Origin of the sequence: Streptomyces sp. NPDC091376 (assembly GCF_044757085.1) — a bacterium.
Taxonomy (GTDB): Bacteria; Actinomycetota; Actinomycetes; order Streptomycetales; family Streptomycetaceae; genus Streptomyces; species Streptomyces pratisoli.
In genome coordinates this window covers 159,135-173,946 of record NZ_JBIVUF010000001.1, presented here as the reverse complement: position 1 = coordinate 173,946, position 14,812 = coordinate 159,135, and the positions used below count along the sequence as shown (strand labels likewise).

The window sequence follows — 14,812 nt, the reverse complement described above, 5'->3', positions numbered from 1 at the left end:
GGGGCTGTCAGGGTTTCCGAGGAGAATGCGTCCATGTCTGCCGGTCGACTGCTGTCGGTGCTCCTGTTGCTCCAGTCCCGTGGCCGCCTGTCCGCACCAGCGATCGCCGAGGAGCTGGGGGTGTCGGTGCGGACCGCGTACCGTGACCTGACGCGCCTGCAGGCCGCCGGGGTTCCGGTCTACGCGGAGTCGGGCCGCGGGGGCGGCTACCAACTCCTCGACGGCTACCGCACCCGGCTGACCGGGATGAGTGAGGGCGAGGCGCGGGCCTTGTTCTTCGCCGGACTGCCCGGGCCGGCCGCGGACCTGGGCCTCGCGCGCGAGGTGGCCGCAGCCCGGCTGAAGCTGCTGGCCGCGCTGCCCACAGGACTACGTGAAGAGGCGACGCAGACCGCGGCGGTCTTCCACCTGGACGCCCCCGGCTGGTACCGAGAACCCGACCAGACGCCGCATCTCCCCCTGCTCGTCGACGCGGTCCTCACCCGGCGTGCGGTGGACGCGCGCTACCGCCGCTGGCGCGCCCCGCAGGAGGTGAACCGCCGCCTCCGCCCCTACGGACTGGTCCTCAAGTCCGGTACCTGGTACCTCGTGGCCGCCACGGAGAAGGGCCTCGCGACCTACCGCGTCACCCATGTCCTCGACGCTGTACTGAGCGACGAGGTGTTCGACCGGCCGGGCGACTTCGACCTGGGCACGTACTGGGCCTCCTACCTGGACGACTTCCAGGCACGCCGCTACACCGGCACAGCCACCGTCCGCCTGTCCCCTCGGGGACGCCGGCGCCTGCCCGACAACGTCCCACCGGAGGTGGTGCGGGCGGTCGACTCCACCGCGACCGCCGTCGGCGACGACGGCTGGGTCGAGGCGGTCATCCCGACCGAGAGCACCGAACACGCCTGCGGCGAGCTGCTGCGGCTCGGCGTCGACGTCGAGGTCGTCGCGCCGGCGGAACTGCGCCTGACCATGGCGGAGACCGTAGGGTTCCTCGCCCGCGCCTACGAACTCCCCTGACGCCGGCACGCGCTCGGCCCGACCGCGCACCTCTTCCCGGACCTCCGAACGGCGGCGGCGATGGCTCCGATTCCGCCGGAGGCGTCTCGCCTGGCGGAGAGGGACCGCAAAGAGCGCGCGGCACTCCGAAGTCCGCGATTCCCATACCGACGATGAAACCGGTCGCAGCGGCCTCCCCGGTCAATGCCTCCCCGGTGAATGCCTCATCGCGCCGGCGATCCCCGGGGACAGACCGAAGAGGATTCCGCAGACCGCTCCGAAACGCCTTGCGCGAAGCCACGGCGAGAAGCCGGAATTGGTGGGCCCGGGTTTGCGGAATCGCCGAATCCTGATCTCTCGGCGCCACTCCCGGACCCGGCTCCTGGTTCTGGGCTCGGGGCGACTCTTCGCCCACGGCGCGCGGCAGTCGGGTGCCACTGGGCCGTTGGGGCTCGGGGCCGCCCGACGCCGAGGGTCGCGGCATGATCACCCTCGCCGGTCGGGGCCAGGACGACGCCGGCGACGCTGCCGTGACGTGGACGGGTGAGCAGTGCACCGCGAAGGGCCTGGAGGCGGGCCGGGCAGGGCAGTTCGACGACCACTACCTCGGGGAGCAGCCGGCCGGCTTCGCGCTCACGCGCTTCACGATCGCCCGCCGGGCTTCGAACAGGCGCTGGAAGCCGGTGTGAAGGCCCCTCTGCCCCTGAGCCGGCCCCGTGTCCCCTGGGGGTCCCCCGGCTCTTGATCTGAACGAATGAACGGTGGCCCCCACCGTGGAGTGGTGACCACCGTACTCGCGTCTGCGCAGGTAGAAACGGTTCTCCGGGAGCAACGCGTGGTGGGGCGGGTGGGACTCGAACCCACGGCCGACGGATTATGAGTCCGCTGCTCTAACCGGCTGAGCTACCGCCCCTAACGGCGCGTCGCGCACATTTGTGCGCGCCGTCTGCCGCAGCATAGCCGCTCATACGATCTCCTGCTTCGGATGGTCGGCATCGCTATGACCTTGAGGACTGCGCTGCCGTCTGTCCGGTTCCAGGATGGGACGACTACATGAAAAAGGACCCCGAAGGGTCCTCTTCCGCTGCTGCTCCCCCGGCTGGACTCGAACCAGCAACCCTCCGGTTAACAGCCGAATGCTCTGCCAATTGAGCTACAGGGGATCGCGCTCCCCCGACTGGACTCGAACCAGTAACCTGCCGGTTAACAGCCGGCTGCTCTGCCAATTGAGCTACAGGGGATTGCTGCGTGTGCACCGAACGTACCTACCCCGGGGCTTCCCAGGCGGCGCTCGCTCGCTGCGACACATACATTAGCGCAAGCAGGGGGGTGCTCCGCCAATCGGTTCCCCCGGTGACCTCGCGGTGAGCTCCAGGTGGCCCTGGAGGTGATCGCGGGGTGATCTCGGGGACCGGCGGGTAGGCGAGCACCGCAGCCTCACGGTCCGTATCGACTCCGGCGTCCCGACGACGCCGTCGAAGGGTGGCAGCCATGCGCTACCGGCTCACGTTCATCGCCGGACTTGCCCTGGGATACGTGCTCGGCACGCGCGCCGGGCGCGAGCGTTACGAGCAGCTGAAGAAGTCCGCTCGGGAGTTCACGCAGAACCCGGCCGTGCGCAACGCGGCCGAGTCCGCCGCGCAGACGAGCCGCGAGGTCGCCGGGAAGGCCTACCACGTGGTGAGCGACACGATCGGCGACCGGATGCCCGAAGCCGTGGCCGACCGGGTGCGCTCCCTGCGGGAGCGGGGCCAGGGCGGCGGCGAGGACGACTGGGGTACGACCAACACCTAGTGATGCGGGCGGCCGCGGTCAGGCCGCCACCCGGGGACGCAGGCGGCCACGGTACGGCTGACACTTGAGGCCGCAGACGGCCGCGGTACGGCCGACACCCGGGGACGCAGACGGCCGCGGTACGGCCGACACCCGAGGGCGCAGGTGGCCCGGGTCGGCACCCACACCCGCGGGCACCCGCCCGGGTCCGGCACACACCACCCGCGGGCACCCGCCAGGGTCGGCGCCCACACCCGCGGGCACCCGCCCGGGTGCGGCCGACACTCGCGGGCCCCGGCCCGGCGGGCCGGCCCCGACCGCGGGGGCGGGCCCCCCGGAGCGGCCCGCCTCGAAGCACGGCCGGGCATCGACCCGCCCCCGACCGCGGGGGCCGGCCCCACTGAGCGGCCCGCCTCGAAGCACGGCCGGGCACCGACCCGCCCCCGGCGGGCCCCGCGGGCCGCGGCCTCGCTGCGGAGCGCGAACGGAGGTCGCCGCCGCCTTCCGGCTTCCGGGCGCGGCATCCGGTGTCCCGAAGGCCCGTCCTCGAACCCCCGAAAGCCCCCTCCCCGAGCCCGCGCGGTCCCGGATTGAGCGGGCCATGACCATGACCGCGGCCGGAGTGCGGCAGAATCTGAAGGCATGGGGATAGTCGCCGGGCTGGACAGTTCGTCCGCGTTCACTCGCATCGTCGTCTGTGACACGGACACGGGCGCCGTGCTGCGCCAGGGATACGCGCCGCATCCCGTCGAGGCGAAAGCCACCGACGTCGATCCGCAGGCGTGGCTGCTGTCCCTCGGTGAGGCCGCGGCCGGAGGGCTGCTGGAGGGTGTGCAGGCCATCGGGGTGTCCGCGCAGCAGCACGGGGTGATCCCGCTGGACGCCTCGGGTGCGCCGGTGCGGGCCGCGATGGTCGGCAACGACAAGCGGGCGCAGGCCGCGGCGGCCGATCTGATCGAGGGCTTCGGCGGGCGGCACGCCTGGGCCGAGGCCGTCGGCTGCGTACCGCAGTCCGGGCTGCCCGTGGCCAAGCTGCGCTGGCTGGCGCGGACCGAGCCGGAGGCGGCCCGGCGCACCGCGCTGGTGATGCAGCCCCACGACTGGCTGGTTTGGCAGCTGCTGGGCCGGCCGGCGCGCAGGACGACGGACCGGGGCGCGGCGTCCGCGACCGGGTACTGGTCGGCGGGCACCGGCTCGTACCGGCCCGACCTGGTGGAGCTGGCGCTCGGCCAGCAGGCCGCGCTGCCTGAGGTGCTGGGTCCGGCCGACGCGGCCGGGACCACCCCGGAGGGGCTGCTGATCTCCGCCGGCACCGGCGAGACGATGGCCGCCGCGTTCGGGCTGGGCCTCGGGACCGGCGACGCGGTGGTGTCCCTGGGGGCGTCCGGCTCCGTGATGGCCATCCATCACGAGGCGCTCGCGGACCCGTCCGGGATGATCACTTCGTTCGCCGACGCCACCGGGATGCATCTTCCGGTCGTGCACACCCTCAACGCCGTACGGGTCCTGCGCGGTACCGCCGAGATGCTCGGCATCGAGGATCTGTCCGAACTGTCGGCGCTGGCCGTGAAGTCCACCCCGGGCTCCTCCGGTCTCGTCCTGCTCCCGTATCTGGAGGGCGAGCGCACCCCGCAGCTGCCGCACACCGCCGGCACCCTGACCGGGCTGCGGCGCGAGTCGATGAAGCCCGAGCATCTGGCGCGGGCCGCCTTCGAGGGCATGCTGTGCTCGCTCGCCGACGCGCTGGACGTGCTGCGCGGGCGGGGCGTGGTGGTGCGGCGCGTGTTCCTGCTGGGGCAGGCCGCCGAGTTGCCGGCGGTGCAGGCCGCGGCGCCCGCGATCTTCGCCGCCCAGGTCGTCGTCCCGCAGCCCGCCGACTACGCGGCGCTGGGCGCGGCCCGTCAGGCCGCCTGGGCGCTCGGTGTGGCGCAGGGCACACTCGCCCCCCACACCCCGCCGGCCTGGCAGGGCGCGTCGGCCCAGGTGTTCGAGGCGGGCGAGGAACTCGCGGTCGGCCAGGCGGTGCGGCAGCAGTACGCCGCGACACGCGAGCAGGTGCACCCCGGGGCGTTCAACCCCTGAGCCGGCCGACGGGCCGAGTTCCGGACCGCCGTGCGTCCGCGCGTTCTTGACCCGTCCTTGGCGAAATCCCTTGGGCAGACGGTGGCCGAGTGTCGGAGTATTGGGGCGACTCCACGATCCGGCACCGACCCGAGAGACAGCCGCGCGTGCTCATACGAATCCTCCGGACGTTCCTGCGTCCTTACCGACAAGCGATCACCCTGCTGGTGGCGCTGCAACTGCTGCAGACCAGCGCGACCCTCTATCTGCCCACGCTGAACGCCGACATCATCGACAACGGTGTCGTGCGGGGTGACACCGGTTACATCCTGAGCTTCGGCGCCCTGATGATCGGCGTCAGCGTGGTCCAGGTGGTGTGCAACATCGGCGCCGTGTACTACGGCGCGAGGACCGCCGCCGCGCTCGGCCGGGACGTGCGGGCCGCCGTCTTCGAGCGGGTGCAGTCGTTCTCGGCCCGTGAGGTCGGGCACTTCGGTGCCCCGTCCCTCATCACCCGCACGACCAATGACGTCCAACAGGTCCAGATGCTGGTGCTGATGGGGTTCACGCTGATGGTGTCCGCGCCGATCATGTGCGTCGGCGGCATCGTCCTGGCGCTGGCCCTGGACGTTCCGCTGTCGGCGGTGCTGCTCGCGGTCGTGCCGGTGCTGGGCATCTCCGTGGCACTGATCGTGACGAGGATGCGGCCGCTGTTCCGGACCATGCAGGAGCGCCTCGACACGGTGAACCGGGTGCTGCGCGAGCAGATCACCGGCAACCGGGTGATCAGGGCGTTCGTGAAGGACACCTACGAGGCGGACCGCTTCCGCGGCGCGAACGCCGAGCTGACGGACGTGTCGCTGTCCACCGGCCGTCTCATGGCGCTGATGTTCCCGATCGTCATGACCGTCGTGAACGTGTCGAGCATCGCCGTCGTCTGGTTCGGCGCCCACCGCATCGACAGCGGCGGGATGCAGATCGGCGCGCTCACCGCCTTCCTCGCCTATCTGATGCAGATCGTCATGGCCGTCATGATGGCCACCTTCATGTTCATGATGGTGCCGCGGGCCGAGGTCTGTGCCGAACGCATCGAGGAGGTCCTGGCGACCGGTTCGAGCGTCGTCCCGCCGCTCTCCCCGGTGCACGAGCTGGCGCGCCACGGCCATCTGGAGGTCCGCGGCGCCGACTTCCGTTACCCGGGCGCCGAGGAGCCCGTGCTGCGCGCGGTGGATCTGGTCGCCAGGCCCGGTGAGACGACCGCGATCATCGGGTCGACGGGCAGCGGAAAGTCGACCCTGCTCGGGCTGGTGCCGCGGCTGTTCGACGTCACCGGCGGCGAGGTCCTCGTCGACGGCGTGGACGTACGGGAGCTGGATCCGGCGCTGATGGCCCGGACGGTCGGGCTCGTACCGCAGAAGCCGTACCTCTTCTCCGGCACGGTCGCGACGAACCTCCGCTACGGCAATCCGGACGCGACCGACGAGGAGCTGTGGCACGCGCTCGAGGTCGCCCAGGCGGCCGACTTCGTACGCGACCTGGAAGGCGGGCTGGACGCGCCGGTCGCGCAGGGCGGCACGAACGTGTCCGGCGGTCAGCGGCAGCGGCTCGCCATCGCGCGGACGCTGGTGCAGCGGCCCGAGATCTATCTCTTCGACGACTCCTTCTCGGCCCTGGACTACGCGACGGACGCGGCGCTGCGCGGTGCGCTGTCGCTGGAGACCGCCGAGTCGACGGTCGTGATCGTCGCGCAGCGGGTGTCGACCATCCGCGACGCCGACCGGATCGTGGTCCTCGACGAGGGCCGGGTCGTGGGGACGGGCGGCCATCACGAGCTGATGGCGGGCAATGAGACGTACCGGGAGATCGTGCTCTCCCAGCTGACCGAGGCGGAGGCTGCCTGATGGCCGGTCCTGGCGGACGCATGATGATGGGCCAGTCCGGCGAGCGGTCCATGGACTTCAAGGGCTCGGGCAAGCGGCTGCTGCGGCAGTGCGCACCGGACCGGCGCGCACTGTGGGTGATGCTGGCGGCCTGTGTGCTGAGCGTGGGGCTCTCGGTGGTCGGGCCGCTGATCCTCGGCAAGGCGACCGACCTCGTCTTCGCGGGTGTCGTCGGCCGTGAGATGCGGGAGGGCACCACCAAGGAGCAGGCCCTGGACGGCCTGCGGGCGCAGGGCAGCGACGGGCTCGCGGACATGCTGTCCGGGGTCGACTTCACCCCGGGCCGGGGCATCGACTTCGGTGCGGTCGGCGACATCCTGCTGGTGGCGCTGGTCGTGTTCGCGGCTTCCGGGCTGCTGATGCTGGTGGCCACGCGGGCGTCGATCGTGGTCATCAACCGGACCATGTTCCGGATGCGGGAGGACATCCAGGACAAGCTGTCCCGGCTGCCGCTTTCGTACTTCGACAAGGCCAAGCGCGGTGAGGTGCTGAGCCGTGCGACGAACGACATTGACAACATCTCGCAGACCATGCAGCAGTCGATGGGTCAGCTGCTCAACTCCCTGCTGACGATCGTCGGTGTGCTGGCGATGATGTTCTGGATCTCGCCGCTGCTGGCGCTGGTCGCGCTCGTGACCGTGCCGCTGTCGGTGTGGGTGGCGGCGAAGATCGGCAAGCGTTCGCAGCCGCAGTTCGTGCAGCAGTGGATGTCCACGGGCCGGCTCAACGCGCACATCGAGGAGATGTACACCGGCCATGCGCTGGTGAAGGTCTTCGGCCGGCAGGACGAGTCGGCGAAGGAGTTCGCCGAGCAGAACGAGGCGCTGTACGAGGCGGGGTTCCGGGCGCAGTTCAACAGCGGCGTCATGCAGCCGCTGATGTTCTTCGTCTCGAACCTCAACTATGTGCTGGTGGCCGTCGTCGGCGGGCTGCGGGTCGCGTCGGGCACGCTGTCGATCGGTGACGTCCAGGCGTTCATCCAGTACTCGCGGCAGTTCTCGATGCCGCTGACGCAGGTCGCGTCGATGGCGAACCTGGTGCAGTCCGGGGTCGCTTCGGCCGAGCGGGTCTTCGAGCTGCTGGACGCGGACGAGCAGGCGCCCGACCCGGTCGTCGGGGCGCGGCCCGGGGAGCCGCGGGGCGCGGTCGCGCTGGAGAAGGTCTCGTTCCGCTACGAGCCGGAGAAGCCGCTCATCGAGGATCTGTCGCTGGCGGTCGAGCCGGGGCACACCGTCGCGATCGTCGGCCCGACCGGAGCCGGCAAGACCACGCTGGTGAATCTGCTGATGCGGTTCTACGAGGTCACCGGCGGCCGGATCACCCTCGACGGCGTCGACGCGGCCACGATGTCCCGGGAGGACCTGCGGTCCGGCATCGGGATGGTGCTGCAGGACACCTGGCTGTTCGGCGGCACGATCGCGGAGAACATCGCGTACGGCACCTCGCGCAAGGTCACCCGGGAGGAGATCGAGGAGGCGGCGCGGGCGGCCCACGCCGACCGCTTCATCCGGACCCTCCCGGACGGCTACGACACCGTCATCGAGGACGACGGCGCGGGCGTCAGTACGGGCGAGAAGCAGCTGATCACCATCGCGCGGGCGTTCCTGTCCGACCCGGTGATCCTGGTTCTCGACGAGGCGACCAGCTCCGTCGACACCCGGACCGAGGTGCTGATCCAGAAGGCGATGGCGCGGCTCGCCCACGGGCGTACGAGCTTCGTGATCGCCCACCGGCTCTCCACCATCAGGGACGCGGACGTGATCCTGGTGATGGAGAACGGCTCGATCGTCGAACAGGGCACGCACGAGGAGCTGTTGCTGGCGGGTGGCGCGTACGCGCGGCTGTACTCGGCGCAGTTCGCGCAGGCGGTGGCGGAGGTCGACTGAGCCGTCCGGCGGCCCGGGAACTGACCGCCCGGGCCGGCGGGGCTCAGTCCAGATAGCCGCGCAGCTGGTCGGCGAAGGCGTGGTCCCGCAGCTTGCCGAGGGTCTTGGACTCGATCTGGCGGATGCGTTCGCGCGTCACGCCGAAGATCCGTCCGATCTCCTCCAGGGTGCGGGGCCGGCCGTCGGCCAGCCCGTAGCGCAGCTGGACGACCTTGCGTTCGCGCTCGCCGAGCGTGGAGAGGACGGCTTCGAGGTGCTCTCGGAGCAGCAGGAACGCCGCGGACTCCACGGGGGACGCGGCATCGCCGTCCTCTATGAGGTCGCCGAGCGCGACATCGTCCTCCTCGCCGACCGGCGCGTGCAGCGACACCGGCTCCTGGGCGAGGCGGAGGACCTCACCGACCCGCTCCGGCGACAGGTCGAGCTGTGCGGCGACCTCTTCGGCGGTGGGTTCGTAGCCGCGTTCCTGGAGCATGCGGCGCTGGACGCGGACGACCCGGTTGATGAGTTCGACGACGTGGACGGGCACGCGGATGGTCCTGGCCTGGTCGGCGAGGGCGCGGGACATGGCCTGGCGGATCCACCACGTCGCGTACGTCGAGAACTTGTAGCCGCGCGCGTAGTCGAACTTCTCGACCGCGCGGATCAGGCCGAGGTTGCCCTCCTGAACGAGGTCGAGCATCGTCAGCCCGCGGCCCACGTACCGCTTGGCGACGGACACGACGAGACGCAGATTGGCCTCGATCAGGCGGCGCTTGGCCATCCGGCCCATGACGACGATCTTGTCCAGGTCGAGGGCGAGCTGGGAGTCCAGGTCCGGGGTGTTGCCCAGCTTCGCCTCGGCGAACAGGCCCGCTTCGACGCGGCGGGCGAGCTCCACCTCCTCGACGGCGGTGAGCAGCGGGATGCGTCCGATCTCCCGCAGATACTGCCGGAAGAGGTCGGAGGAGGGGCTGCCGCCGCCGGTGTCCGCGACGCGGACCGGCGGCTCGGGCGGCTCGAACAGCTCCGCGGGCTCGGGGACGTCCGGCGCTGCCCCGGCCTCCGGGGGCGGCTCGTTCTCCGGGTGGTGCGCGGCCCGGCTCTGCGGCGGAACGGCCGTGACCGGGTCGGCTTCTGTCAGGGTCTGGGTCTGCACGGGGGCGACCTCCAAGGTGGGCGCTGCCGGTTCGGGGGCAGGCGGCAGCGGGACGGGGACGGCGGCCCGGCCGCTGTCCGTCCCGTTCACGATGAGCGGATCCGCGGGGGTGAGTGGCCCACCTGCTGTGGACCGGCCGCGCTCCGAGGACTCAGGCACCGCCCCCCAGTGTGGGGTACGACACATCACCGCCACGAGGGGCGTGCGATGACTTTTTGAGTCCGGTGCGTGACCGCGTGGTTACCGGGCCGGGGGTCCGGGGGGTGCCCCCGGACAGCACAGCGAGGCCGGTGCGCGACCGGGTGGATGCCGGGCCGGGGGTCCGGGGGTGCCCCCGGGACACCACAGCGAGGCCGGTGCGTGACCGCGTGGTTACCGGGCCGGGGGTCCGGGGGTGCCCCCGGGACAGCACAGCGAGGCCGGTGCGCGACCGGGTGGATGCCGGGCTCGCATACCCAGGTGCGGGTGACACCGTTGTCTGGGACGATCCGGCGCAGGGGGTGGAGCCATGAGCACCGCATCGGAGCGGCGTGCGTTTCCCGGGAGCCCGGAGGGCCCGAACGAGCCGGCGGACGAGCGGGAACGACGGCAGCGCGACATGCCGCGCACCGTTCTCGCGCCGGGCGGCAGACCGGACGATTCGGTGTTCGACCCCGCGCTGAAGCACTTCGCGCACGCCTACCGCGCGAGCGAACCCCGGTTCTCCGACCCCGACCTGGCCGGAGCATGGCGCGCGGCGCGGGCCGAGGCGCTCGACATCGTGCTCTGCGCGATCGCCGGCTCGGAGTGGGCCGACTCGCTCGTGCTGCGCGGCAGCGTGCTGCTGAGGGCGTGGTTCGGCGACGCGGCGCGCGACCCGGGCGATCTGGACTTCGTGGTCGTGCCCGCGGAGTGGCGCATTGAGCAGGACCGCACGCAGCAGATGCTCGACGGCATCGCGGAGGCCGCTCAGCGCACGGCAGAGGAGCGCGGCGGCGCGGTCGGCATCTCGGCGCGCGGCGCGGAGTCCGAGTACATCTGGACGTACGAACGCGTCCCCGGGCGGCGCATGGTGCTGCCGTGGTCGGCTCCGGGGCTGCCGGGCGGACTGGTGCAGCTGGACTTCGTCTTCAACGAGGAGCTGCCGGTGCCTGCGGAGCCCGCGCGGGTCGGGACGGCCGTCGTCCGGGCGGCGACGCCCGAGCTGTCGCTGGCGTGGAAGGTGATGTGGCTGATCGACGACTCGTACCCGCAGGGCAAGGACCTGTACGACGCGGTGCTGCTCGCCGAGCGGCACCCGCTGCGGTACGAGCTGCTGGCGCGGGTGATTCGGCACGCCGAGGCGGAACCGTACCCGCGTGACGTCGAGTTGGGCGATGTCGCCGAGATCGCCCAGTGGGTGGAGTGGGAGCAGTTCGTCGCCGAGTACCCGGGCGTGGGCGACGACGACCGGCGTTATGTGGACCGGCTCGTCACGGCACTCCGCCCCACCTTCGAGGCCCGGACCGCACAGGACTCGACAGGCCAGGCCTCGACCGGGCAGGACTCGACCGGGCAGGACAGCACCGGAGAAGGCTAGAGCGCGTCCGCGCCCTTGTTGCGCAGCGACTGCCCGTACTGCTGGAGCACCCACAGCTCGTTCTGCACGGCGGAGAGCTGCTCCGGATCGGCGTGGGCGCCGAGGCGGGCGAGGGTGCCCTGGACGTCGCGGATGCGGCGGTCGACCGCGCGGAGGCGGACCTGGACGAGCTGGACGCCGGCGTAGGTCTCGTCGACGATCTTGGCGTGGACCGCCTCCACCGCGAGTTCGGTGGTCATCGCGCGGACGGTGTCGTTGGGTGCGGCGTCCCGGACGCGGGCCAGATAGGCCGGCGCGTCGGGGACGCCCAGCTCGGCGCCGCCCGCTTCGGCGATCGCCTGGCGCACGGCGGCGTACGGCGGGGCGGTGAACTCGTCGGCTCCGTACGCGTCGAACGCCGGGGAGACCAGCTCCGGGTGCTGGAGCGCGAGCTTGAGCAGTTCGCGCTCGGTGCGGTGGGCGGGGCTGCGCAGATTGAGCGCGGGGCCGCTGGGCTGCGCCGTGGGCCGGGGGCCGTCGTACGAGGGGGCCTGGCGGGACTGCTGCCCGCCGCCGCTGCCCCGCTCCCGCGCCCAGCGCGCGAGCTGGGAGACCCGCTTGACCACGAACTGGGTGTCGAGGATGCCGAGGAGGCCCGCGAGCTGGACGGCGACCTCGTGCTGCGAGGCGCTGTTCTTGATCCGGGCGACGATGGGCGCCGCCTCGTCGAGCGCGGCGGCACGGCCGACGGGGGTCTCCAGGTCGTAGTTCTTCACGATCTGCCGGATGGCGAACTCGAACAGCTGGTTGCGGGGTTCGGCCAGCTCCCGCACGGCCTCGTCGCCCTTGGCGAGCCGCAGCTCGCACGGGTCCATGCCGTCCGGGGCGACCGCGATGAAGGTCTCGGCGGCGAACTTCTGGTCGTCCTCGAAGGCCCGCAGCGCGGCCTTCTGACCGGCCGCGTCACCGTCGAAGGTGAAGATCACCTTCGCGCTGCCGTTGTCCATCAGCAGCCGGCGGAGGATCTTGATGTGCTCGCCGCCGAAGGCGGTGCCGCAGGTCGCGATGGCCGTCGGAACACCGGCGAGATGGCAGGCCATCACGTCGGTGTAGCCCTCGACGACCACGGCCCGGCTGGACTTGGCGATCTCCTTCTTCGCCAGGTCGATGCCGTACAGCACCTGGGACTTCTTGTAGATCGCCGTGTCGGGGGTGTTCAGGTACTTCGGCCCGTTGTCGTCGTCGCGGAGCTTGCGCGCGCCGAAGCCGACGACGTCGCCGGAGATGTCGCGGATCGGCCACATCAGCCGGCCGCGGAAGCGGTCGATGGGGCCGCGGCGGCCCTCCTGGGAGAGGCCGGAGAGGACGAGCTCCTTGTCGGAGAAGCCCTTGCCGCGCAGATAGCGGGTGAGGTGGTCCCAGCCGGCCGGGCTGTATCCGACACCGAAGTGCTGCGCGGCGCTCTGGTCGAAGCCTCGCTCGGCGAGGAACTTCCGGCCGATCTCGGCCTCGGCGCTGTCGAGCTGCTCCGCGTAGAACAGGGCCGCGACCTGATGGGCCTCGACCAGGCGGATGCGCTCGCCGCGCTGATGGGCCGGGTTGTACCCGCCCTCCTCGTACCGCAGGGTGATGCCGGCCTTGGCGGCGAGCCGCTCGACCGCCTCGGAGAACGACAGGTGGTCCACCTTCATCACGAAGGTGAGGGTGTCCCCGCCCTCCTGGCAGCCGAAGCAGTGGAAGAGACCCTTGCTCGGACTGACCTGGAAGGAGGGGGACTTCTCGTCGTGGAAGGGGCACAGCCCCTTGAGGTTCCCGCCGCCGGCGTTGCGCAGCTGGAGGTATTCGGACACGACGGAGTCGATCGGGACCGCGTCCCGTACCGCCTTCACGTCGTCATCGTTGATCCTGCCTGCCACGCGCCGATTCTACGGGGCGGGGGTCCGGGGGACGTCCCCCGGGAGATACCGCTACGGGGCGGGTGGGACGGCGCCGAGCGCAGTGGCGGGGTCGGCGAGGACGTCCGTGTCCACGGGTGTGCCGGAGCGGATCAGGCCCTGGATGTCGTCCGTCACGTCCCACACGTTCACGTTCATGCCCGCGAGCACCCTGCGGTCCTTGAGCCAGAAGGCGATGAACTCGCGCTTGCCCGCGTCGCCGCGGAGTACGACCTGGTCGTACGAGCCGGGCGGCGCCCAGCCGGAGTACTCCATGCCGAGGTCGTACTGGTCGGAGAAGAAGTACGGGACGCGGTCGTACGAGACGTCCCGGCCGAGCATGGCGCGGGCCGCGGCGGGGCCGCCGTTCAGGGCGTTCGCCCAGTGCTCGACGCGCAGGCGGATGTCGAGGAGCGGGTGGTGCACGGCCGCGATGTCGCCCGCGGCGTAGATCTCGGGGTCGGAGGTGCGCAGCGAGGCGTCGACGGCGACGCCGCCGCCGTGGGCGCGGTCGACGAGCGCGAGGCCGGCGGCTTCGGCGAGGCCGGTGCGGGGGGCGGCGCCGATCGCCGCGAGGACGCTGTGGGCGGGGTGCTCGTCGCCGTCGTCGGTGCGGGCGGCGAGGACCATGCCGTCCTGGCCGATGATCTCGGTGAGACGGGTACCGAAGTGGAAGCGGACGCCGCGGTCCCGGTGCAGATCGGCGAAGAACTGGCCCAGCTCGGGTCCGACGGCCTGGTGCAGCGGGGTGGGCTCGGGCTCGATGACGGTGACCTCGGCACCGTAGCCACGAGCGGCGGCCGCGACCTCCAGACCGATCCAGCCGGCTCCGGCGATCACCAGGTGGCCGTTGTCGCGGCCGAGAGTGGCGAGAACCTGTCGCATCCGGTCCGCGTGGGCGAGACGGCGCAGATGGTGGACGCCGGCCAGGTCCGTGCCGGGGATGTCGAGCCGGCGCGGCTCGGATCCGGTGGCCAGCAGCAGTTTGTCGTAGTGGATGACGGCGCCGTCGCCGAGCCGTACGGAGCCGCCCTCGCGGTCGATGGAGGTGACGGGCTGGCCGAGGTGCAGCTCGATGTCGTTCTGGGCGTACCAGGCGGGCTCGTGGACGAAGACGACGTCGCGTTCCTCCTTGCCGCACAGATAGCCCTTGGAGAGCGGGGGGCGTTCGTAGGGGTGGTCGCGCTCGTCACCGATGAGGATCACCCGGCCGGTGAAACCCTCGGCGCGAAGGGTCTCCGCCGCCTTGGCCCCGGCGAGTCCTCCGCCCACGATGACGAATGTCCGATGTGCGTCGACCACTTGATGCCTCCCTGTTGACGACCGGGGGTCCCGGGGGTGACCCCCAGGACAACACAGCACGCTACGCCGCCCGACTGCGAGCGTCCCGCACGGAGGGTGATGGGGGAAGAGGGGGTGCTCCGCAGGGCACACCGCTTCCCGGCCGTCTCCGACGGTTTCCGGCCACGGGCTGTCACCGGCGGCGGACGACCATCGGCAGCGGGCTGCGCGCCGCGGCACGACGGCACCACGGCACGACGGCACGACGGCAC

Annotated in this window: 10 protein-coding genes and 3 tRNA genes; 7 read left to right on the top strand and 6 right to left on the bottom strand. The window is 71.7% G+C overall.

The window, feature by feature from the left end; genetic code table 11:
- The first annotated feature begins 33 nt into the window (after positions 1 to 33).
- Positions 34 to 1,011 carry a helix-turn-helix transcriptional regulator gene (locus ACIQMR_RS00750; protein WP_401381272.1) on the top strand — a complete coding sequence of 326 codons (978 nt, stop codon included), beginning with the start codon at positions 34 to 36 and terminating at the stop codon, positions 1,009 to 1,011.
- Between the two features lie 461 nt (positions 1,012 to 1,472).
- Complete coding sequence (locus ACIQMR_RS00745; protein WP_401381270.1) at positions 1,473 to 1,679, top strand: hypothetical protein; 207 nt, start codon at positions 1,473 to 1,475, stop codon at positions 1,677 to 1,679.
- A gap of 147 nt (positions 1,680 to 1,826) precedes the next feature.
- Here the strand turns inward: ACIQMR_RS00745 and ACIQMR_RS00740 are convergent.
- The 3 genes from ACIQMR_RS00740 to ACIQMR_RS00730 form a co-directional block, all read right to left on the bottom strand.
- Positions 1,827 to 1,903 (bottom strand) — tRNA-Ile (locus ACIQMR_RS00740).
- A 177-nt stretch (positions 1,904 to 2,080) separates the two neighbouring features.
- Positions 2,081 to 2,153, bottom strand: a tRNA-Asn gene (locus ACIQMR_RS00735).
- Between the two features lie 5 nt (positions 2,154 to 2,158).
- Positions 2,159 to 2,231, bottom strand: a tRNA-Asn gene (locus ACIQMR_RS00730).
- Positions 2,232 to 2,481: 250 nt separating this feature from the next.
- On the opposite strand from ACIQMR_RS00730, the gene ACIQMR_RS00725 reads away from it, so the two are divergent.
- From ACIQMR_RS00725 to ACIQMR_RS00710, 4 genes are all read left to right on the top strand, one after another.
- Complete coding sequence (locus ACIQMR_RS00725; RefSeq protein WP_401381268.1) at positions 2,482 to 2,784, top strand: YtxH domain-containing protein; 303 nt, start codon at positions 2,482 to 2,484, stop codon at positions 2,782 to 2,784.
- A 621-nt stretch (positions 2,785 to 3,405) separates the two neighbouring features.
- A complete protein-coding gene (locus tag ACIQMR_RS00720) occupies positions 3,406 to 4,845 on the top strand; it encodes an FGGY family carbohydrate kinase (RefSeq protein ID WP_401381265.1) in 1,440 nt (479 codons plus the stop codon).
- Between the two features lie 146 nt (positions 4,846 to 4,991).
- On the top strand, positions 4,992 to 6,725 hold the full coding sequence (locus ACIQMR_RS00715; RefSeq protein ID WP_401381262.1) for an ABC transporter ATP-binding protein: 1,734 nt from the start codon (positions 4,992 to 4,994) through the stop codon (positions 6,723 to 6,725).
- Positions 6,725 to 8,650, top strand: coding sequence for an ABC transporter ATP-binding protein (locus tag ACIQMR_RS00710; RefSeq protein ID WP_401381260.1), 1,926 nt, complete (start codon positions 6,725 to 6,727; stop codon positions 8,648 to 8,650). Before ACIQMR_RS00715 ends, ACIQMR_RS00710 begins: the two co-directional genes overlap by 1 nt.
- Before the next feature lie 43 nt (positions 8,651 to 8,693).
- Here the strand turns inward: ACIQMR_RS00710 and ACIQMR_RS00705 are convergent, their stop codons facing one another.
- The gene (locus tag ACIQMR_RS00705) at positions 8,694 to 9,947 is read right to left on the bottom strand and encodes an RNA polymerase sigma factor (RefSeq protein WP_401381257.1); all 1,254 of its coding nucleotides are present in this window, start codon (positions 9,945 to 9,947) and stop codon (positions 8,694 to 8,696) included.
- A 349-nt stretch (positions 9,948 to 10,296) separates the two neighbouring features.
- On the opposite strand from ACIQMR_RS00705, the gene ACIQMR_RS00700 reads away from it, so the two are divergent.
- Positions 10,297 to 11,346: a nucleotidyl transferase AbiEii/AbiGii toxin family protein gene (locus ACIQMR_RS00700; protein WP_401381255.1), complete on the top strand. Its 1,050-nt coding sequence runs from the start codon at positions 10,297 to 10,299 to the stop codon at positions 11,344 to 11,346.
- On the opposite strand, the gene dnaG is transcribed toward ACIQMR_RS00700, so the two are convergent.
- Complete coding sequence (gene dnaG, locus ACIQMR_RS00695) at positions 11,343 to 13,241, bottom strand: DNA primase (protein ID WP_401381252.1); 1,899 nt, start codon at positions 13,239 to 13,241, stop codon at positions 11,343 to 11,345. The two genes, ACIQMR_RS00700 and dnaG, sit on opposite strands and share 4 nt — an antisense overlap.
- 51 nt (positions 13,242 to 13,292) lie before the next feature.
- Positions 13,293 to 14,561 (bottom strand): NAD(P)/FAD-dependent oxidoreductase, encoded by a 1,269-nt coding sequence (locus tag ACIQMR_RS00690; protein WP_401381249.1) that lies wholly within the window; start codon positions 14,559 to 14,561, stop codon positions 13,293 to 13,295.
- Positions 14,562 to 14,812: the final 251 nt, after the last annotated feature.